The organism is Novosphingobium sp. SG751A (assembly GCF_013149295.1).
Lineage (GTDB): Bacteria > Pseudomonadota > Alphaproteobacteria > Sphingomonadales > Sphingomonadaceae > Novosphingobium.
In genome coordinates this window covers 242,105-261,592 of the sequence record NZ_JABGCB010000003.1, presented here as the reverse complement: position 1 = coordinate 261,592, position 19,488 = coordinate 242,105, and the positions used below count along the sequence as shown (strand labels likewise).

The 19,488-nt window shown below is 57.3% G+C and carries 14 protein-coding genes and 1 pseudogene; 14 read left to right on the top strand and 1 reads right to left on the bottom strand.

The genetic code is table 11. The features are described from left to right. Positions 1 to 55: 55 nt before the first annotated feature. The 6 genes and pseudogenes from FHW96_RS05650 to FHW96_RS05625 all read left to right on the top strand — a co-directional run. The gene (locus tag FHW96_RS05650; protein ID WP_172339551.1) at positions 56 to 1,330 is read left to right on the top strand and encodes an MFS transporter; all 1,275 of its coding nucleotides are present in this window, start codon (positions 56 to 58) and stop codon (positions 1,328 to 1,330) included. Next, positions 1,327 to 2,811, top strand: coding sequence for a mannitol dehydrogenase family protein (locus FHW96_RS05645; protein ID WP_172339550.1), 1,485 nt, complete (start codon positions 1,327 to 1,329; stop codon positions 2,809 to 2,811). The genes FHW96_RS05650 and FHW96_RS05645 overlap by 4 nt, the downstream gene beginning before the upstream one ends. Further along, complete coding sequence (locus FHW96_RS05640; protein WP_172339549.1) at positions 2,808 to 3,770, top strand: ROK family protein; 963 nt, start codon at positions 2,808 to 2,810, stop codon at positions 3,768 to 3,770. The genes FHW96_RS05645 and FHW96_RS05640 overlap by 4 nt, the downstream gene beginning before the upstream one ends. Positions 3,771 to 3,846: 76 nt before the next feature. Next, complete coding sequence (locus FHW96_RS05635) at positions 3,847 to 5,142, top strand: sugar MFS transporter (RefSeq protein ID WP_172339662.1); 1,296 nt, start codon at positions 3,847 to 3,849, stop codon at positions 5,140 to 5,142. Positions 5,143 to 5,213: 71 nt separating this feature from the next. Further along, on the top strand, positions 5,214 to 5,462 hold the full coding sequence (locus tag FHW96_RS26665; RefSeq protein ID WP_172339548.1) for a hypothetical protein: 249 nt from the start codon (positions 5,214 to 5,216) through the stop codon (positions 5,460 to 5,462). Further along, positions 5,459 to 5,950 (top strand): annotated as a pseudogene (locus FHW96_RS05625) (dihydroxy-acid dehydratase); the annotation flags it as partial. The gene FHW96_RS26665 and the pseudogene FHW96_RS05625, both read left to right, overlap by 4 nt. 242 nt (positions 5,951 to 6,192) lie before the next feature. Here the strand turns inward: FHW96_RS05625 and FHW96_RS05620 are convergent. Beyond that, a complete protein-coding gene (locus FHW96_RS05620) occupies positions 6,193 to 7,116 on the bottom strand; it encodes a LysR family transcriptional regulator (RefSeq protein ID WP_371815648.1) in 924 nt (307 codons plus the stop codon). A 135-nt stretch (positions 7,117 to 7,251) separates the two neighbouring features. On the opposite strand from FHW96_RS05620, the gene FHW96_RS05615 reads away from it, so the two are divergent. The 8 genes from FHW96_RS05615 (at position 7,252) to FHW96_RS05580 (ending at position 19,401) form a co-directional block, all read left to right on the top strand. After that, positions 7,252 to 9,654, top strand: coding sequence for a TonB-dependent receptor (locus tag FHW96_RS05615; RefSeq protein ID WP_172339546.1), 2,403 nt, complete (start codon positions 7,252 to 7,254; stop codon positions 9,652 to 9,654). Between the two features lie 126 nt (positions 9,655 to 9,780). Continuing rightward, entirely contained in the window at positions 9,781 to 11,172 is a 1,392-nt protein-coding gene (locus FHW96_RS05610; protein WP_172339545.1) for an MFS transporter, read from the top strand. A gap of 105 nt (positions 11,173 to 11,277) precedes the next feature. Beyond that, positions 11,278 to 13,467 carry a hydantoinase/oxoprolinase family protein gene (locus FHW96_RS05605; RefSeq protein WP_172339544.1) on the top strand — a complete coding sequence of 730 codons (2,190 nt, stop codon included), beginning with the start codon at positions 11,278 to 11,280 and terminating at the stop codon, positions 13,465 to 13,467. Then, positions 13,460 to 15,181, top strand: a complete 1,722-nt coding sequence (locus FHW96_RS05600; protein WP_172339543.1) for a hydantoinase B/oxoprolinase family protein — start codon at positions 13,460 to 13,462, stop codon at positions 15,179 to 15,181. The genes FHW96_RS05605 and FHW96_RS05600 overlap by 8 nt, the downstream gene beginning before the upstream one ends. Positions 15,182 to 15,278: 97 nt before the next feature. Next, positions 15,279 to 16,595 carry an MmgE/PrpD family protein gene (locus FHW96_RS05595; protein ID WP_172339542.1) on the top strand — a complete coding sequence of 439 codons (1,317 nt, stop codon included), beginning with the start codon at positions 15,279 to 15,281 and terminating at the stop codon, positions 16,593 to 16,595. A 47-nt stretch (positions 16,596 to 16,642) separates the two neighbouring features. Next, complete coding sequence (locus tag FHW96_RS05590) at positions 16,643 to 17,812, top strand: mandelate racemase/muconate lactonizing enzyme family protein (protein WP_172339541.1); 1,170 nt, start codon at positions 16,643 to 16,645, stop codon at positions 17,810 to 17,812. A gap of 63 nt (positions 17,813 to 17,875) precedes the next feature. Further along, on the top strand, positions 17,876 to 18,880 hold the full coding sequence (locus tag FHW96_RS05585; RefSeq protein ID WP_172339540.1) for a D-2-hydroxyacid dehydrogenase: 1,005 nt from the start codon (positions 17,876 to 17,878) through the stop codon (positions 18,878 to 18,880). Between the two features lie 167 nt (positions 18,881 to 19,047). After that, positions 19,048 to 19,401 (top strand): hypothetical protein, encoded by a 354-nt coding sequence (locus FHW96_RS05580; protein ID WP_172339539.1) that lies wholly within the window; start codon positions 19,048 to 19,050, stop codon positions 19,399 to 19,401. Positions 19,402 to 19,488 lie beyond the last annotated feature (87 nt).

Genomic DNA, 19,488 nt, shown 5'->3' with positions numbered 1-19,488 from the left:
CCCGGACACAGAGAAGTCCTGCGCTCAAGAGTGCTCACTGAAGAAAAGAGATAAAATGGTGGAGAAGATCGTGGAAGAAAAAGCGAAACTGGGGGTGTTCCCGAGGATCGGCATCCCGGCCGGCTTTGTGCTCGGATATCTCGGCTTGCTGCTATTCATGATCGGCGACGGCGTGGAGACCAGTTTCCTCTCGCGCATGTTTTTCGATTTCGGCTTCAGTGAGCCGCAAGTCGGAGCGGTTTTCACCTTCTATGGCATTACTGCGGCTATGGGCGCCTATTTCGCTGGGGCCCTGTCTGATCTGTGGGGGCCGCGTAAGGTGATGATGGCAGGTGCGATAGTTTGGCTCGTGCTGCATCTGGCCATGTTGGTTGTCGCGCTGCCAACACATAGCTTTGTCCTTCTCGTGATTACCTACGGCCTTCGAGGGTTCGGTTATCCGCTGTTCGCTTACGGCTTTATGATCTGGCTGATGGCCGGCACGCCGAAAGACAGGCTCAATACCGCCCTCGGCTGGTTCTGGTTTTCTTTCACAGCTGGCTATCCTGTGATCGGGTCGTTGCTCGCCGCTCGCTTTCTGCCTCAATTACGTCCTGTTGGCATGCTGTGGGTCTCTTTGGCCTTGGTGGCGACCGGCGCCGTAACCGCCATCTACCTCCTCAAAGAACCAACTGGTCGGACGCCGCTGCGTGCTGCGGGGGGTGGTTCGATTAAGGATGTCCTGCTTGGCGGCATAACAATCATGTTTTCCACTCCAGCTGTGGGACGCGGAGCGATAGCGCGCGTGATCAACACCGCGTCGCAGTTCGGGATCTGGGTGTTTTTCCCAATACTCTTCACTCAGCGGCTCGGGTTCACGTTGGGGCAATGGGCAACGCTGCTATCGATCATGATGGGCGCCAATATGGCGGCAGTAGTCGCCGTGGGTATTATCAGCGACCGTTGGAGTTGGCGCAAATCAACGGCGTTGTTCGGTGGCACTTTCTGCGCGGCGGCCTGTCTCATTCTCTACTACGCGCCAACTCTCGCACCTGCCAATTATGGCGTCGCCGTTATCGCTTCGGCCATCTACGGGATCGCATTGGCGGGATATGTCGCTCTTCCACCGATGATGACCGCGCAGGCTCCCGAACGAAGGGGGCAGGTGATGTCCGCATACAGTTTCGGCGCGGGGGCGTCGGCCGCGATCGGCCCATTGATCGGGACATTGTTCATCGGATCGCTGGGCATTGAGGGGGTAGTGTGGATTTACGCATCGCTGCACCTCATCTCCGCCTTTCTGTGCCTATCGATCAAGTCTCCCGGCGATGGGGAGGCCGCAGCGCGATGAATGAAGCAAATCTCGAACCCATGAGTCGTCGAGCGCCCGGCACCGCCAGCGGCATCACTATACCACGTTATGATATGACCGCCGTTGCCCCTGGCATCGTCCATATCGGCCTTGGCGGATTTCATCGCGCGCACTTCGCTCGTTATACCCACGACCTGATGGAGGTCGATCAAGCAGCCTTGCGGTGGGGTATCATCGGAGCGGGGCTGCGCGCCACCGACATCCCACTCCTCGAGACGCTGAACCAGCAAGACGGGCTTTTCACGCTGATCGAGCGCGATTTGGATGGCGAAACGCACACTCTCGTTGGCTCGATCATACGCGCTGTCGACGCTTCGAAAGACAGCACTGCCTTGCTGGATGCGATAGCCGGTCCATTGATCCGGATCGTCAGCATCACTGTGTCGGAGCACGGCTACCACCTCGACAGCGCTACGCGGCGACTCAATTTCGAGGATCCGGCAATCAAGCGCGACCTTTCCGAACCCCAAAGACCACTGACCCTCATCGGTATCCTCGTCGAATCCTTCCGCCGCCGGCGAGACCAGGATCGGAGGCCGTTTACCGCTTTGTCGTGCGATAACATCCACGACAACGGCCGCGTACTTCGTGCTGCCATTCTCGCCTACGCCGAACGCGTCGACGCCGATCTCGCCGCTTGGATCGACGAGAATTGCCGTTTCCCTTGTTCGATGGTGGACCGGATCACACCGGTCCCCAGTGCTGACCAAAGAAGAGAATTCCAAGAACAGAGCGGATCGCTCGACCAGGCTCCCATCTTCGCAGAATCTTTTCGGCAGTGGGTACTGGAGGACGAGTTCAGCGACGGTCGCCCCGACTGGGATCGGGTGGGGGCGCAATTTGTCACTAACGTCTCGCCCTATGAGAAGATGAAGCTTCGCCTACTCAATGCCAGCCACCTAGCGACCGCCGGACTGGGCACTCTAGCTGGGTACGATACAGTTCGCGAAACGATCGAAGATCCATTCATCCGTCGTTATATGGAGCGATTGATGGAGAGCGAGACAGGCCCGACGTTGCCTCCGGTTCCCGGAATCGATCTTGCCGTCTATCAACGAACGCTCGTGGAGCGCTTTGCGAACCCGGCCATCCACGACAAGCTGCAACGCATAAATGCCGACGCTCCATTAAATCTCCTACTCGATCCCTTGCGCGATCGCATGGCTATCGGCGGTACAATCGATCTTTTGAGTTTGGGACTCGCAGCGTGGCTCAAACGCGTCAAAGTAGAAGCAGCGCTGCCGACCTCTGGTCGGCCGATGGGTAAATCGGAAGAGCAACTTCAGCAGCTGTCACAGACGATTGCAGATCCCGCCTTATTCCTCGATGTCTCTGAGATATTCGGAGATCTCGGCAGCGATCCGCGCCTGAAATCTAGCATCCGCCATTGGCTGACTGCTCTCGACAACGACGGTGCAATCGGCGTGCTTCAGAGCGCAGCGAGAACTGGACTCTTGTGACCGACACCCCCCCCACTCAATCAAAGGAAATTTGTTTGTTCATAAGCCATACGTTTAAGCGTCCCGACGAGGATCGGCTTTATGGCGCGATCGAGGCTGGTGGAACAAAGGTCAATGTCGCCGTCGGCAGAAGCGCGACGGACATTGTCGCGACGGATCGTATAGAAACCGGAACACCGACGGCTACGATCGAAGGCATACTCGGCTTCTTTGAAGAATACCGTGTCAAAATATTATCGTTTGGTGTGGCGTCTTTCGGCCCCGTCCGCCTCGACCGCACAGCTTCTGACTGGGGAAGGCTGATCGCAACTCCCAAACTCGGCTGGACAGGTGCAAGCTTCGTTCAGCCTTTGATCGACGCATACGCGATACCGGTTGAACTGGAAACGGACGTCAGCGCGGCTGCGATCGCTGAATATCAGTTTGGCGCCTTGCGAGGAAGCCGTTGTGGAATCTACCTCACGGTTGGGACCGGGATAGGCGGCGGCATCGTCATAGATGGTGTACCCGTCCGCGGAAACCTGCATCCTGAAATCGGACATATTCGTATCTCGCGTGGTGCGGCAGATACGGGATTCTCTGGATCTTGTCCTTATCATGGAGACTGTCTGGAAGGTCTCGCATCCGGCCCGGCGATTGAGCGCCGATGGGGTACCTCGCTGGATCGTCTGCCTGAAGATCATCAAGCACACAGGATAATTGCTGACTATCTTGGTCAGGCTTGTGCGACATTGGCGCTTACAATGTCCGCTGATCGAATTGTGATTGGCGGAGGCGTATCGAAAGTCGCAGGTCTTCATCGCGCAATAGCTAACCGCATGAGGTATTGGCTCGGCGGTTACCTCGACGGTCCGACCATCCGCAATGACACCTTTATAGTCGCGCCTGATCTGTCTGATCGTGCTGGAATCACTGGCGCTCTACTGCTGGCACAGCGCGCAGATCTGCCTGACAGATGACAGGCAAAAGCAACACCACTCCTGGTATGGTCATCGGTCGCTGTGGGAAAAGCGTGTCCTGTGTGAGGGCAAAGCCATGCAATTAAACATCGAAGCCATTTCATCGACGGACCCGGTTGCAGTCGGCGGATCGCCCGAGAACAGTATCGATGCTCCGGATCTCCGCATCTTCGTGTTCGCCCTCTTCCTGGTGTTCGGCGGCATTACCAGTTTGAACGACGTCATTATTCCGAAGCTGAAGGACTTGTTCACGCTCAGTTACGCTCAGGCCATGCTTGTGCAATCGGCGTTTTTCGCTGCCTATTTCTTGATTTCAGTGCCGGCAGCGGCAGTCGTGCGACGCTTCGGCTACATGACGACCGCGTCGATCGGCCTCTTGACGATGACGGCGGGTTGTTTGCTCTTCATCCCGGCGGCTGCGTCCGCCACTTTCGGTGTTTTCTTGGTCGCGCTCTTCGTGCTTGCGGCCGGAATCACGACGGTTCAGGTCGTTGCGAACCCGCTCATTTCTTTGCTCGGGCCGTCACGAACGGTCAGCAGCCGCCTGACCTTCGCCCAGGCGTTCAATTCGCTCGGTACGACCCTCTTCCCGATTGTGGGTTCAATGCTCATCCTCGGTTCGCTGAAGGAAGTGAACGTAGCGGCGCTGTCGGGCACGGCGCTCGATGCCTACCGCGCGACCGAATCTCAGGTGGTCGTCAAGACCTATCTTGGACTTGCAGTAGCTCTCATGGTCGTGGCCGGAGTGGTCTGGCTCCGGCGCGGGCGGCTAGCCAATACCGCTACGGATGATACCCCCATCTTGCGCGCGTTTAATCTGCTTGGGCAGCGACGCTTCTCTTTCGGGGCCCTTTGCATCTTTCTCTACGTGGGCGCCGAAGTCGCGATCGGTTCGCTGATCGTCAGCTATCTAACGCAGACGGACACCCTCAATCTCGGCCAGGAAGCTGCTGGTCAGCATGTCGCCTTCTACTGGGGTGGCGCGATGGTCGGTCGCTTTGTCGGCGCTGGCATCCTACGTGTCATCAATCCGGGCAAGGTACTGGCGGGCGTCGCGACTGCAGCGATCCTTCTCATACTTATCGCGGCCAATACCGTCGGCGCAGTCTCCGGGTGGGCGCTTCTGGCGATCGGCCTGATGAACTCGATCATGTTTCCGACGATCTTCACGCTGGCGAGTGCTGGTTTGGGCAAGCGTGCAGCCGAAGGTTCAGGTGTCATCTGCATGGCGATTGTCGGCGGCGCGATTATTCCACCACTTACCGGGCAGATGGCAGACATATCCGGCCTGCGTGCGTCGCTGCTGATTCCAGCGATTTGCTACGCCGTCATCGTCGCTTTCGGCCTGATCTCCCGGAAACCGGACTTCTGACCAATGCACGCTCTGGCGCGCGCGAAATACCCCGCAGGCCGCCTGCGAACGCGACACAAAGGGACGATCTGATGCCTACGTTATTGCTTTTCGGAGCAACCGGAGACCTGTCACAACGTATGCTGTTACCATCGCTGTTCGGCCTTGAGAGCGACGGCCTGCTTCCGCCCGATATGCGAATTCTCGGAACGGCACTCAGCTCGTTGAATGACGAGACGCCTCAAGCGCTGACGTCTGAGGCGCTGGTGCGGACGATTGAAGGCAATCGGCTAGGGTTATCGAGCGCTCTCGGTCTTCGCGGACCCGCTATCTCGAATTGATTGCGCGCGAGCGCGATAGCGGCGTCTACCGGCCGAACCTGTCCTGCGGAAATCTCGCACACTGCTTCGCCGCCGCCGGAGAGGATAAGGCGGCGATCCGGGCCGGTGGCCGAATGAACATCGGCATCGTCACCGCATTCAATGACATGCTGCCGGCGCACCGGCCCTACGGGTGCTGCCCTGATCAGATGAAGCTGTGGGCGCGCGAAGCGAGGATCACCGCGCAGGTCGCGGGCGGAGTGCCGGCGATGTGCGCCGGGGTGACCCAAGGCTAGCGCGGCATGGCACTGTCGTTGTTCAGCCGCGACACGCTCGCGTTGTCGACTGCGGTGGCATTGAGCCACGGCATGTTCGACAGCGCGGCGCTTCTAGGCATCTGCGAAAAGATCGTGCCTGGCCCGCTTATCGACGCCTTGCGCTTCGGCCATCTGCCGACGATCCTAGTGCCGGCGAGGGCGATGGCCGCCAGTTCCGTCAGCGTGGATCGCCTCCATCGCAACCGTCGCCTTGAACTCCGCACTGTAGCGCTTCCTCGTCGTCTTCATTCCAGTCCGTTCCTCAGATCAGGCTGAGCTTAGCAACCTGTCCAGAAAAACGGCACCATCTCAACTCGCGTGACGAGCTTTATGCCCGACAACTCTGCGCGACTTCGATGATGATCCGACGGCGTCCCGGCCATCTGAGAGAGCCCTCGACTACATCACTGATCAGCAAACCCGTACGCTCGGCATCAGCGGAAATGCCGCTCGTCAGCCGTTTCAGCATAGCGAGCGACAGCCGCCTTCGCCGAGTCTACGACCTTGCTGATAACATCAGACTCATTCTGACGACGATAGAGCGCGATTAACTCCCATGCGGGAACCTCCTGCTTGACCGGGAGCTCTACCAATTGCCCGGATCGAAGCTGATCAGCCACGAGCGCAACTGGCAACGCAGTCACACCAGCACCTTCGCGGGCAAAATGCGCACAAACCATCGTCCCAAAGCCGACGTCTACCCATTGCTTGGGACTTAATCCTTCTAAGGTTGAGACATTGTGCCAACGGAAATAGTCCAACAATTGCTGGTAGCCATATGAAGTAACGGGAGTCTGGACGATCGGAAAACGCGCCAGCTCGACCACATTAGTAGGTATGCGGCCCTCCACCAGCGTCGGTGAACCCACCCATCTAATGGCGTAGTCGCATAGATCGACGCTGGAAAGCGTAGGATCCTCGATAGGGCCGATAACGAAAGCGACATCTACCTCTTCCCTGCGTACCGCTTCGACAAGCTTGATATAAATCCCGGTGATAATGCTCAGTGTCACATCGGGGTGATGATCCCGCTGATGCATTAAGAATGCTGGCAACCATGACATGCCAACGACATCTGTGACTCCAACCCGAACTATCCTGTCCTTTTCTCCCTGCCGCACCTCTTCCTGTAGTTCTGTAGCCAGTGGTACGATTGCCTCGCATTTCCGGAGCACACGTTGCCCCATTGGCGTTAGCTCAATGCGTCTGCCGTTCGTTTTGTAGAGCTCCACGCCGAGCGACCGCTGGAGCGCGGCCATCCGCATAGAAACGACAGGTTGCGCGATCCGCATTCGAGCAGCCGTCTCCTTCACGCTCTTTAGCGTGCCGAGCCAATAAAATGTTTCAAGAAACGTCACGTTCAATTCGGTAGCTCCCACCCATGGCAGTTTGATCAAATTTCTTGATCGCTCCAATCATTATTAAAGACTTGCGAGTCCTGTCAACCGAGCATCATAAGCGGCAGGGTTCAGGAGCAAAAGGGGCTGCGGATCATGAAAACATATACGACCCAGGGAAGCACGTCGATGAAATGTCTAACTGCAATCACGATTGTCATGGCCAACATCGCTGCAGGACAGGCATTTGCCCAGTCGACGCCGGCCACGCCATCGAAGGATGATCAAGTGCAAAGTGGCCGGGTTACAAACTCGGAGGAGATAAAGGTCACGAACCCGGAAGAAATCGTCATCACCGGTACGAACCGTTTGGTGGGCGGCCTGATGAAGGTTCAGCGCGCACCGCAAGCGGTTTCGTCGGTCGGCTCCGACGCGATCTCGCTCAAGACGCCGCTGTCGTCACCAACTCAGTTGATCTCGACCATTCCCGGGGTAAACGCTGGATCGACGGATGCCTATGGCTTGGCCATTCGCAATTACGTGTCGATCCGCGGCTTCGACCAGACCGAGATCGGCTGGCTCGTGGAGGGTGTTCCGGGCATCGATCCGGCCACCTACAATCCATATACCGAAGCCTATGCGGACAACGAGAATATCTCAGACATCACCGTAATGGCAGGCAACTCGCGCCTTCAGGATCCGATCCTCAACGCGACCGGCGGCGAGTTCATTCAGTCGATCAGAGACCCGAGCAACACGTTCGGTGGCCGTCTCACAGGTTCGCTCGGCTCTTTCAAGGGCCGACGCGGCTTTGCCCGAGTCGATTCCGGCGAGATCGGCAATACCGGCCTGACCTCATTCCTGTCCTATTCGCGGACTGGGGGCGACGTCTATATCGGCCCCGGTCACAGCACCCGCGATCATATCGACTTCAAGGCCAAGAAGGATTGGGGAAACAGCAGTACTTCGACCTTGTTCGTGTCGTATAATGATCTGGTCAATGCGCGCCTGCCGATCATTACGCTGGCAACATTCAACGCGGCCGATACAGCGAACGATTTCAGTGCAATTCCCTATCTAGGGACGTATCCGGCAACCGGCAGCACTAATTACTTTAGGTCATACCTCTTCCAACGTGAGACCGTCATGGTCTCGAATAAGAACGATATAACTCTCTCGGATACCACGAGTCTGCACATCACCCCATATTTCAAGTATACGCGATCGGTCTCGCCGGGCGGAACGAGCGTTGTGCCAACATCAGCATATAACGGCGCCACACGGATTACTCCCGTTTTCGATCCAGCCTTACTTGTTGGCGGCCGCATTTATGCGACAAACAACCAACTCGCAAAGCAGTACCAGTATGGCGTCAATGCCTTCCTCGAGCACGACTTCAGCGACACAAACCACCTAATTCTCGGGTATTGGTACGACAAATGGGATGACCGTGTTCAAGCTGTACTGAATCCACTTAACACCAATGGCGAGGTTGGAGGCATAGGCCCTAACTACGCCCTGCGCGCCGCCGATGGGACAGCTATCAGCGGTTCCGACTTCAAAATCGAAACTGAAATCAACCAGTTATTTATTGGCGATACACAGTCCTTCATCGACAACAGACTACAGATCACCCTCGGTACGAAATATACGATCTACCAGGCGTCCGGCACGAATTATTTACCGGGCAGCCAAGCGGGTTTCAAAGCTACCATTAAAAAATGGCAGCCGCGCCTTAGCGTTTCGTTCGATGCGACCAGCCAAATTCAGCTTTACGGCAACGTCGTCATGAACGCTCGCATGCCGCTACCGATCACGACCTATGTCAACGTCTACAATGTCTCGACCGGTCGACCGACCGTAGTAGGGAATACGGCGGCAGAGGCCGAAACGAGCGTCGGAGAGCAACTCGGCCTGCGCTATCACGGCGCCTTCAACCTCGATGCGAATCTGTTTCACGTCAAGCTCCAGAACAAGCAGGTCCAGTCCCTGCAATCGATCAATGGAACCAACCTCCAGGCCGTCCTTTCAGCGGGTGGTGTGACCTTCAAGGGCGCCACTGCTGAAGTCTCGTCGCATCGCTATGCGGGCTTTTCGCTCTACGCCAACGCGCAATATCTAGATGCGAAGCTGGACGACAACCTTCCCGTAGGCACCGACTTCCTTCCCACGCGCGGCAAATCCATGGTGCTCAGCCCAAAGTGGTCGTACAATCTCGGTCTGAATTACGACCGCGGTATTCTGTTCGGGTCGGCCACCGTCAAACATGTCGGGTCGCAATTCTCGACCCTGATGAACGACGAGAAGATGCCTGGCTTCACTACGCTTGATCTATCGGTTGGTGCCCGGCTGCCTTCGGTCGGGTTTGTGCAGCATCCCGTCATCAGCGCGAACTTCATCAATTTGACGAAGGGCAAGTACATCGCGAGCGTCGCCACCATCCAGAATGCCTCCAACAACACGATCGGGCTTAACGGAAGTACGATAGCCGGCACAAAGCCCGGCTATTATATGGCTGCGCCCTTCGCCGCGACCGTCTCGCTCTCGATCGACTTCTGATATGCATGGCGGGACATCTGTCTCACGCTGTCCCGCCTGTAATGGCTAGGCGTACGATGACTGCCGAGTCGCATAAATTATACTATCGGATGACCGATAGCAGCCGCTCGGTGTGATTGTTGAAGCATGACCATTCCCACCCAAACGGTCGCCAGCGCGCGCTCCAATAGTGAGCAAAGCCCTTCCGTCGCGATACATGCGACAGCAGATCTCCGTAACCTTGAACAGGGAAGAGCGACCATGAAGCTACCGTTCGCGATAATGAGGAGGCACCAAGTTTTAGCCGTCCTTTTCACGGCATCGGTCGTCTCCTGGATTGACCGTACCGCGATGACGGTCGCGTTGCCTTTCATGAAGTCGGACTTCCACATGACACCAGTGGAAGGCGGGTTGGTCATGAGCGCGTTCTTTTTAACCTACTCGATCGCCCAGGTGCCCGGCGGTTTGCTCGCGGATCGGTTTGGCGTGCGTAAGGTCACAACTTTTTCGCTCGTCTGGTGGTCAATCCTGACTGCTGTAACCGGGTCAGTGATGAGCTTCGTACAGATGATTGCCGCAAGACTCCTGTTCGGCCTTGGCGAGGGCGTATTTTTCCCCTGTACGGCCAAAGGCGTCGCCTTGTGGTTCCCTAAGCGCACGCGCGGCAGCGCCAACGCCATCATGCTCTCATCGAGCCGCCTTGGCGCTGGGATAGCACCTCTTCTCGTGGTCGGGATCATGTCTGCTTCCGGCAGCTGGCGGTACGTTTTCCTGGCCCTGTGCGTCCCTGGTTTCATCATTGCCGCAGTCTATTGGCTCTTCATTCCGAACAGTCCAGCTGAGGACAGACACATCACTCAGGAGGAAATGGGGATTCTACTAGCCGAGACGGCACCCGCCGCCGTCTTGCCGCCACGCGGTCTGACGACGCTTCGGGAAATCACACGCGATCCGATCGTCCTTCGCTATGTGCTCATCTACTTCGTGTTCGACTTCGCTTATTGGGGATTCTTGTCCTGGGTTCCAACCTATCTGATAGATGTCCGCGGTTTCTCAGTACTTCAGATGGGTGTCGGAGCATCGTTGCCCTTCCTTGCCGGTACGGTCGGCGTCATCCTCGGCGGTTGGATTTCCGACCACTGGTTTAGCGCCAGCAGACGCATCCCCATCACTCTATCCGTCCTCGCGGCAGCGATTTTCTTCTACCTTACGCTCACCGCCTCTTCGGCTGCCATGGTGCTTGTCTGCCAGGCATGTGCTGGTCTGATGCTGAACATCTTCTTCGGGTCGTTCTGGGCTTTGCCCGTCAGCACGATCCACACAGACCGGATTGGCGTCACCAGTGGCCTCATAAACACCGGCGGGCAGTTTGCCGCCTCAATCGCGCCTGTTGGCATTGGGGCCGTACTCTCGGCTTCGGGTGGCAGTTACGCATGGGCTTTCACGCTGTTGATCGCCTGCCTCGTCCTCGTTGCCGCCATATCGGTCACTTTGCCGAGCAAACCTCGGTATCGGGGGGAGACGGACGCAATAGCATGAGCGTGCCAGCCCCCTAGCCCGTGCGGTGCCGAGCGTCACGCGCTCCGCCCAGACGTCGCGCCTCCGCGCGGTACCTATTTTCCACCTCTCGTTTGAAGGTCAGCCATGGATATCTTTGAAGAAAAGCAGGGAGTAACCTCAAGAGCGGATGAGCTCGGCGAACTTCGCCGTGAGGACATCGTCGCAATTGGGATCGATACCGGCGGTACTCACACCGATCTGGTGCTGGGGGGTAAAGGCAAGCTCGTGACACTCAAGGTGCCGAGCACTACTCACGATCTTACAATCGGCATTCTCGAAGGCGTCAAGGCGATAGCTCAGAGAGCTGGATTTGCCCTCTCCGAAATCAATCGCTTCGTTTATGCCAGCACCTTTGTTACCAACCTTTTTATCGAACATAAGCAGACGCCCGTCGGGCTGATCACCACTGAAGGCTTCCGCGACGTGTTGGCGATCGGGCGCGCTTCGCGGAAGCCGGACGTCTATGATATCCATTGGCGCCCTGCAGAGCCGCTCGTGCAGCGGCACCTGCGGCTCGGCGTAATCGAGCGCATGGATCACCGGGGTGATATCGTCGAGCCGCTCGACGAGGAATCGGTGCGTGCAGCGTTGCGCACGCTCACCAGTGAGGGCGTAGTTTCGGTAGCGGTCTGTCTTCTTCACGCTTATGCCAACCCCGCACATGAACAGCGCATCGCGGAAATCGCGAATAGCGAGTTCCCATCGCTTGAGATCTCGCTGTCATCTGACGTGAGCCGCGAGTTTCGCGAGTACGAGCGGACAAGCACGACCTGCGTCAGTGCTTTCATCAAAGGTCCCCTACGCAAGCATCTTGCCTCGCTTTCAGCCGCGTTGAAGGCCGATGGTGTTCTCGTGAAACCAACGATGATGCAAGGCAATGGCGGCATTGCAACCTTCCAAGCCGCCGTCGACGCGCCCGCCAGTGTCACTCATTCGGGCGTGATGGGCGGGATCGTCGGCGCAGTTGCGCTCAGCGCGCAGACCGGGATCAAGAATCTCATCTCGCTCGATATGGGCGGGACGAGCGCGGATGTGTCGCTGATCTATGATGGCAAGGCTACCTTGGCGCACCGCAGCCATGTCGGACCGCATCCGCTGATCGTGCCGACGTTGGACATGATCACGATCGGCGCCGGTGGCGGTTCGATCGCGTGGATCGACGGCGGTACTTCGCTCCGCGTAGGCCCTCAAAGTGCAGGCTCGAGGCCCGGGCCGGCCTGCTACGCCCAAGGTGGCACCGATGCGACAGTGAGTGACGCTAATCTCGTCGCCGGACGTCTGAACGCCGATTTCTTTCTGGCGGGCGCACGACAGCTTGATGCCAGCCTCTCGCACAAGGCCGTCGATCAGGTCGCCTCCTCGCTCAACATCTCCTCCGACGCCGCCGCCCTCGGAATCCTAGCAATCGCCGAAGCCCATATGGTCAATGCCATCCGTCTCGTGTCGGTCGAGCGTGGTTTCGATCCCAGAGACTTCACCCTCGTCGCGTTCGGCGGTGCAGGCGCACTGCACGCCGTAAGGCTTGCGGAGGCGCTTTCGATCAAGAAGGTTCTGATCCCACCAGCGCCGGGTAACACATCTGCAATGGGCCTGCTGAGCGCCGATACGCGCTACGACTTTGCACGCACGCTTTACGCGCCGCTCGACAGAGCAATTCAGCGAGACATGGCACAAGCTGCCAAGGAACTTCTGATCGAAGCGAATGCTGCCTTGGAAAAGGACAGCATCCCAGCGCCGCAGCGCCGCTTCGTTATCTCGCTAGACCTTCGCTACGAAGGCCAAAATTACGAGTTGAACCTGACCACCGATGAAGACGAGATACAGCGCGGCAGCAGCGACGAATTCAAGCCATTGGTCGACCGCTTCGATGCCATGCACGAGCAGGTATACGGCTATCGACTCGAAGGTCGAAGCCTCAAAATCGTCAAAGTTCGCGTCACCTCCATCGGCGTGACGCCGCATATCGTCTGGCCTGAATTGGCCTCTTATGACACGGCGTCAGGCAAGGAGCCCGCCCCTCATCGCTACCGTGAAGTCTTGATTTCAAACGGAACGCGCACCGAAATTCCCGTCTATCGCCATGAAGATCTTCGCGCCGGGCAAGACGTCCCCGCTCCGGCGATTGTCGAATATACCGGCGGCACGCTTTTCATTCCGCCCCAATGGGCCGGTCACGTAGATCAATTTGCAAACCTTCACCTTGAGCAGGGGGTCGCCGACGCGTCCGTCACATTCGAACCAGCCCTCGAAAAGGAGGTCGAACATCATGCCTAACCTTCCAAAAATCGATCCGGTTACCCTTGAAATCGTCCGTAACGGTCTCAAGGCCGTGGCACAGAGGATAACCCGCCGCATGATCCGGTCGGCTAACTCTTTCATTGTCAAGGAGATGGAAGACTGCTCGGCGTCGGTCCTCGACGCGCACGGACACCTTCTCGCTGAGGAGGCAGGACCACCGATCCAGCTCAACACCGTCGGCATCTGCCTCAAAACGATTATCGAGCACTACTTCCCAGTGTCCGCTTGGAACCCCGGTGATATCGTGATCACCAATGATCCGTATTTAGGCGACGGATCGCTTGGGGCCTCACACACCAACGACTATCTCGCCTTTTCCCCGATCTTTTTCGATGGCGAACTCGTCGCATTCACTGGCCTTCTCGTGCATCATCTCGATGTCGGCGCCGTGAATATGGGAACGCGCGGTTGGAACACCGAAATCTACCATGAAGGGCTCTGTGTGCCGCCGCTGAAGATTGTCGATAAAGGACATCTCGACAAAAAGGTATTGAGCATCATTCTAAACAATACGCGCACGCGCGAAATCGTTCATAACGATATTCTGTCACAAATTTCGAGTGTCCAAGTCGCCGGTCATGACGTCCTCGAGATGTTCGAGAAATTCGGCGGCGAAACTGTCAAATCGTGTTTTCGCGAGCTTATGGAATTCGCCGAGCGACGCACTCGCGAGGAGATCTGCGCTATTCCCGACGGCTCGTGGACCCATGAGGAGCCAATTCTCGACGACGGCGCAAAAGGTGGTCCCTTTTACCTGCGGCTGAATCTGACGAAAAGCGGCAGCGAACTGACATTTGACTTCACCGGCACCGACCCACAAATCGCTGGGCCGATCAACAGCCCCTTAGCCACCACGCTCGCGGCCGTTTACTATTGCGTGCGCGCCATCACCGACTCCTCGATCGCGAACACCGAAGGGTGCAAGGTTCCGATCAAGGTAATTGCTCCGCCCGGATCACTCGTAAATGCCCGCGCGCCCGCCGCCGTGTATCAGCGTATGGTCGTTTGCCACTCGATCGTCGATCTTGTCATGGGCGCCCTGGCCCATGCTGCTCCTGAGCGGGTAATGGGCGACTCCTGCGGATGTATGTACAACTTCACTACTGCCACCAACCCTGAAACCGGGCAGCGCGGGCAGTTTGGCGAGGTTGTCCCAGGGGGCCTCGGTGCGACAGCGCGTGCCGATGGCATTGATGCGATGGCCTGCCATGTGACGAATTGCCATATTCCGCCATTTGAGGCGATCGAGATGGACGCCCCGGTACTTTACCTGAAGCGTGAATACCGGACCGATACTGAAGGACCAGGTCAACATCGTGGCGGCGTCGGTATAACCCTGTCGTACAAGGTGTTGGGTGATGCCCCGACACTTGCAAACACGTCGCAGAAGTCCGTGTCCCGCCCCCAGGGCGTGCTCGGCGGAGGAGCTGCCGACGGCGGAAGCTGGGTTATCAATGAGGGCACCGATACCGAGTTTCGGCTCGCTCATACCATCGGCGATCTGACTATCCTCAAAGCTGGCGACGTCGTGACACAGCATACCCCGGGCGGCGGCGGTTACGGCGATCCCAGCACACGCAGCCGTAAAGCGGTGCTCGCGGATGTCAGGGCCGGCTTTGTGACGAAGGATCGAGCGAAGGCGGTGTATGGCGTTGAATGCAGCGAACGGGGTGAATCGCAAGCCGCATAAATACCAAACGAGCAATGGCCCACCACGGTCGACGCCGCGTCGTGCTCTAATGACAAGACGTCATCCGCTTACCCTTCCTCGCAGCAGGCAATCTTCCATGCACGCCATTCAAGAACTTGCGAACTTCGCCGCTAATCAAGCTGAGAATAGTCTGCCCGATTCCGCTGTAGACGCTTGTTCCCTTTTGGTCCTTGACCTCGTCTCGTCGGCTGCCGCCGGCTTGAACTCCACCCTTGCGAAAGCAGCTCGGGCGACAGCGCGGGATATATACGGATCCGGCAGCACCTCCGTGTGGTTCGCCGACGGACCCAGCAGTGTCGCAGGCGCGGCGATGGCAAACGCGGCAGCAGCGAGTGCCTTGGATATCGATGACGGCCACCGCGGTGCGGCTGGGCATCCTGGCGCCGGGATAATACCTGCTGTGTTCGCGGTAGCTCAGAGCCTAAATGCATCCTCCGAACGCATCTTCGATGCCATCGCTCTTGGCTACGAGGTCGGTCTCAGAGTTGCAGCCTCTCGGCCCACACCGACGATCGAAACGTACTTCAGCGGACGATGGGTTAATTACGGTGTTGCTGTCGCTGCCGGCCGACTGCTTGGGCTTAGTCCGATCGAGCTGGCGCACGCCATGGCAATCGCTGGAGCAGAGGGGCCGATCGCATACTCCAAAGGGACATCTCTTTATCAAGGCAGTACCGTCAAAGAGGTAATTCCGCCCGCTGTGATCGCCGGCCTCACCGGCGCATACCGGGCGCGAGCCGGTGCTACGGGCCCCATAGATCTTCTCGACTGTGAAGATCGGTTTGACCGCTCGATTCTGACGGATGGGCTTGGTGGCCATTGGGCAGTCGAAGACTGCTATCTCAAACCATACGCTTGCTGCCGCCATCTGCACGCTGCGATCGATGCTCTGCACGCATTGCGACAACCTGCAACGCCTGTCACCAGCCTGAGGATCGAGACGTTCCCAAGAGGCCTCGGGCTTATCAACGAACGCGCGCCGACAACACTCGAAGGTGCGCAATACAGTTTCTATTTCAGCTGCGCTCTCGCAGCGATCCATGGCGTAGAGGCGCTCCAGCCCGTTGACCCCAGACACCTCGGTGATGAGCGCGTCCTCGAACTCGCAAGCCGCATTGAGCTTGTCGCACACGATGACTTCGCAGACTCGTTCCCTAAGACCACGCCCGGTCGCGTGATCATCGATCAAGGCCGGGGCCTGGAATCGTTGACCGTTCTGCATCCGCTAGGAGACGTTGCTAATCCGATGGATCGCGAACAAATCATTCGGAAGTTCAAGCAGATCAGTTCGCGAAGTTTAGGTCCTGCCCGACAGAAAGCAATTGTCGCAGCAATCGATGGCCTACGCTCGCATGGCTTTCAGCCACTCTTTGTTGCACTTGATGCTCCTTAGAGCATTGGTCGTGACAACTGTCCAAATAGTAGAATTGAGGTCGACCGATGCTTACGATTGAAAACCTTCGTGTGTTCCACATTCGCAGCGGGCCCGTGCATCCTGTGATCGTCGAATTGACGACAAAAGACGGAATCGTCGGCTACGGAGAAGCTGCGGTGGCATACGGCCTTGGCGGCGCGGCAGCCGCTGAGATGCTCTCAACTCTCGCACCGTCGCTTATTGGGACGGATGCAACCTATCCTCGGCATTTTTGGCAGGAAATATACGACAACTCTTTTTGGACCAAGGGCGGGGGAGCAATCGTCTTTGCAGCGTTGAGCGCAATCGACCAAGCACTGTGGGATATTAAGGGGAAATTCTTGGGTGTCCCAGTTTACGAGCTTTTTGGCGCAAAGTTTTCTAACACCATCGAGGTTTATGCTAACGGGTGGAGCACCAGGCACGACGACGTTACCGAATGGGCCAAATCAGCCGAACGGCCGATCTCGGAAGGCTACACAAAGCTTAAGTGCTACCCATTAGCCTCCTATCAAAAAGGCCGCACTCTTCGCCACGTGCAGCGCCGGCAACTCGACGACACAACATTTCAGCGCGCGATCGAAAGGATAAAAACCCTTCGAAACGTGGTTGGACCGGACATCGGTCTCATGCTCGACCTATCGGGCGGTTTGAACAACGATCAGCTGATACGTTTCATGAATGTCTGTGCTGAACTCGACCTGATCTGGGTCGAAGAACCACTAGACGCTTTTAACCTCCAAGGGCTTCGCGACATGGCCGGGCGCTGGCCGATACCCATCGCGGCGGGTGAAAGGATCTATACACGCGGCGGCTTTCGCAATCTGCTTGAAACACGAGGCGTCGACATCGCGATGCCGGACGTCGGGAATTGCGGTGGGATCTTTGAGTTAGTTCAAATAGCCGCGATGGCAGAAGCGTATAATGTACGGATATCGGTGCATAATTGCGCGAGCTCGCTGTGCACCGCTGCCTCAATCCAAGGGATCGCTGCGTCGGCTATGACGATGCCGCTCGAGACCTATCCATACTACTCAGAGGCAAACGACTACGTCCAAGTATTGAAGAATCCAGCTGAGAAGACCGTCCAAAACGGCGTGCTTCCGGTTCCAACAGCGCCAGGACTGGGTGCGGAAGTGGATGCAGGCGCGATCGCACGCTTTCAAACCTACGATCATCGAAAGGCCGCCGCTTAAACCCCGTATTGCGAAACATGCTCCCATTGCCGCCAGTTCTGAAGCTCGAGGATCATTCCAATTATGATTGATGGCAACACCGAGTGGCGTTGGGCGCCGCGTGTCTATGTCGAGAATGCTCGCAGCGTAGAGCCGGCGTATCACATCCCGCTTGAGGCGGTGCGAGAGGCGCTCGAGCCGGTTTGCCAGCTCAAAGAGCTGACGTGCCGGTTCTCGGACGAGCGCGATCTGACCGCTTGGCGCCGTGCGGATGTCCTTCTCGCCGTTAGACTTGAGACCGCGCCCATTGAACACGAAGCAGACAAGCTGAAACTCATCCAGTGCATAGGTGCTGGCGTTGAGAATTACGCGCCGTTCGAGTGGCTGCGGCCAGGCATCACACTGACTAACTCACGTGGTGTCCATGCCGCTAAGATTGGCGAATTCGCCCTCATGGCCGCGCTTATGCTTCATCAACGTGCGCCCGCCATCGCCACTAACCAAAGAGGTCACCTATGGCATCGAGATCTGCGCGATTTAGCCGCCGGGCACCGCGTGCTGATCTACGGCGTCGGCGCGCTTGGTGGAGCGGTCGCCGACCGGTTGGGAGCCGCCGGCTTCACCCTAACGGGCATCCGGCGTTCTGCCGCACCGCATCCTGCCATAGACCACATGTGCACACCAGATCAGCTACTTATCGAGTTGGCCCGAACCGATATCGTAATACTCGCTTGTCCGCTTACTGCCGACACGCGTGACCTGATGGGCGAACAACAATTCGCTGCCCTTCCGGCAGGTGCGGGACTTCTCAACATCGCTCGCGCCGGCGTCATTGACCAAGGAGCACTCGTCGCATCGCTACGGTCCGGCCACTTATCCGGCGCTATCCTTGACGTATTTGAGCAGGAGCCACTGCCGGCTGCATCTGAACTGTGGGATGTACCGAACTTAATGATCTATCCTCACGTTTCCGCAGCTGCGCCACATGGCTACATCGGCAGGTGCCTCGCAATACTATCCGACAATTTGGTGCGCGCGCAGTCCAATCTACCTTTGCGAAACATAGTAAATACGCTGGCGGGATACTAAATTCTCGAATCAATAAAGCGAAAAATTTTAGATTGACTCTCTAAAATCCGCTAAGTCTATCGCTATCAAGCTGAACATTGGCAATAAACGGAGTTATCAAGGATAGGCATATCCTCACAATATAGAAAGCAAAGGACCGGTGCAAAACTCCTAAGGCGGAGACCGTCATGAACGCACGAGATGAAATGTCGAGAGTGATTGGTGAATTTGCAGCAGAGCTGCGTCGGTCTGTCGAGTTGCCAGCAAACAATCGTAAGGAAATGATTCAGGTCCGCCGTGTCATCGCGAGGCATATAAGCAATATCGCTTCTATCGTCCCGAACGTGTCTGAGGGGGCGGCGGGACACCCTGCTATTCGCAGTGGGTTTTCCAAAGTTCGTCACGCCACGGCGCTTCACCAAGCCTCATGGCTAGTCGTCGCAATAAAACCCAACGATCCCGGCTATCTCGTGTCACTGCGCGAGATGCGCGAAGTCAATCGCAGTTTTATCGACTTCGTTAAAGCAACACTGGCGGAATAACCAAAATTCGGCCTGTCGACACCTCTACCGAATAGATTTATAAGGAAAAACCTGTGCACGGAAACGAAAAAACGGAAGACCCCAAGC

Coding starts and splice junctions, on each gene's coding strand:
- FHW96_RS05650 (WP_172339551.1), top strand. CDS start 56: ATGGTGGAGAAGATCGTGGAAGAAAAAGCGAAACTGGGGGTGTTCCCG.
- FHW96_RS05645 (WP_172339550.1), top strand. CDS start 1,327: ATGAATGAAGCAAATCTCGAACCCATGAGTCGTCGAGCGCCCGGCACC.
- FHW96_RS05635 (WP_172339662.1), top strand. CDS start 3,847: ATGCAATTAAACATCGAAGCCATTTCATCGACGGACCCGGTTGCAGTC.
- FHW96_RS26665 (WP_172339548.1), top strand. CDS start 5,214: ATGCCTACGTTATTGCTTTTCGGAGCAACCGGAGACCTGTCACAACGT.
- FHW96_RS05615 (WP_172339546.1), top strand. CDS start 7,252: ATGAAAACATATACGACCCAGGGAAGCACGTCGATGAAATGTCTAACT.
- FHW96_RS05610 (WP_172339545.1), top strand. CDS start 9,781: ATGACCATTCCCACCCAAACGGTCGCCAGCGCGCGCTCCAATAGTGAG.
- FHW96_RS05605 (WP_172339544.1), top strand. CDS start 11,278: ATGGATATCTTTGAAGAAAAGCAGGGAGTAACCTCAAGAGCGGATGAG.
- FHW96_RS05600 (WP_172339543.1), top strand. CDS start 13,460: ATGCCTAACCTTCCAAAAATCGATCCGGTTACCCTTGAAATCGTCCGT.
- FHW96_RS05595 (WP_172339542.1), top strand. CDS start 15,279: ATGCACGCCATTCAAGAACTTGCGAACTTCGCCGCTAATCAAGCTGAG.
- FHW96_RS05590 (WP_172339541.1), top strand. CDS start 16,643: ATGCTTACGATTGAAAACCTTCGTGTGTTCCACATTCGCAGCGGGCCC.
- FHW96_RS05585 (WP_172339540.1), top strand. CDS start 17,876: ATGATTGATGGCAACACCGAGTGGCGTTGGGCGCCGCGTGTCTATGTC.
- FHW96_RS05580 (WP_172339539.1), top strand. CDS start 19,048: ATGAACGCACGAGATGAAATGTCGAGAGTGATTGGTGAATTTGCAGCA.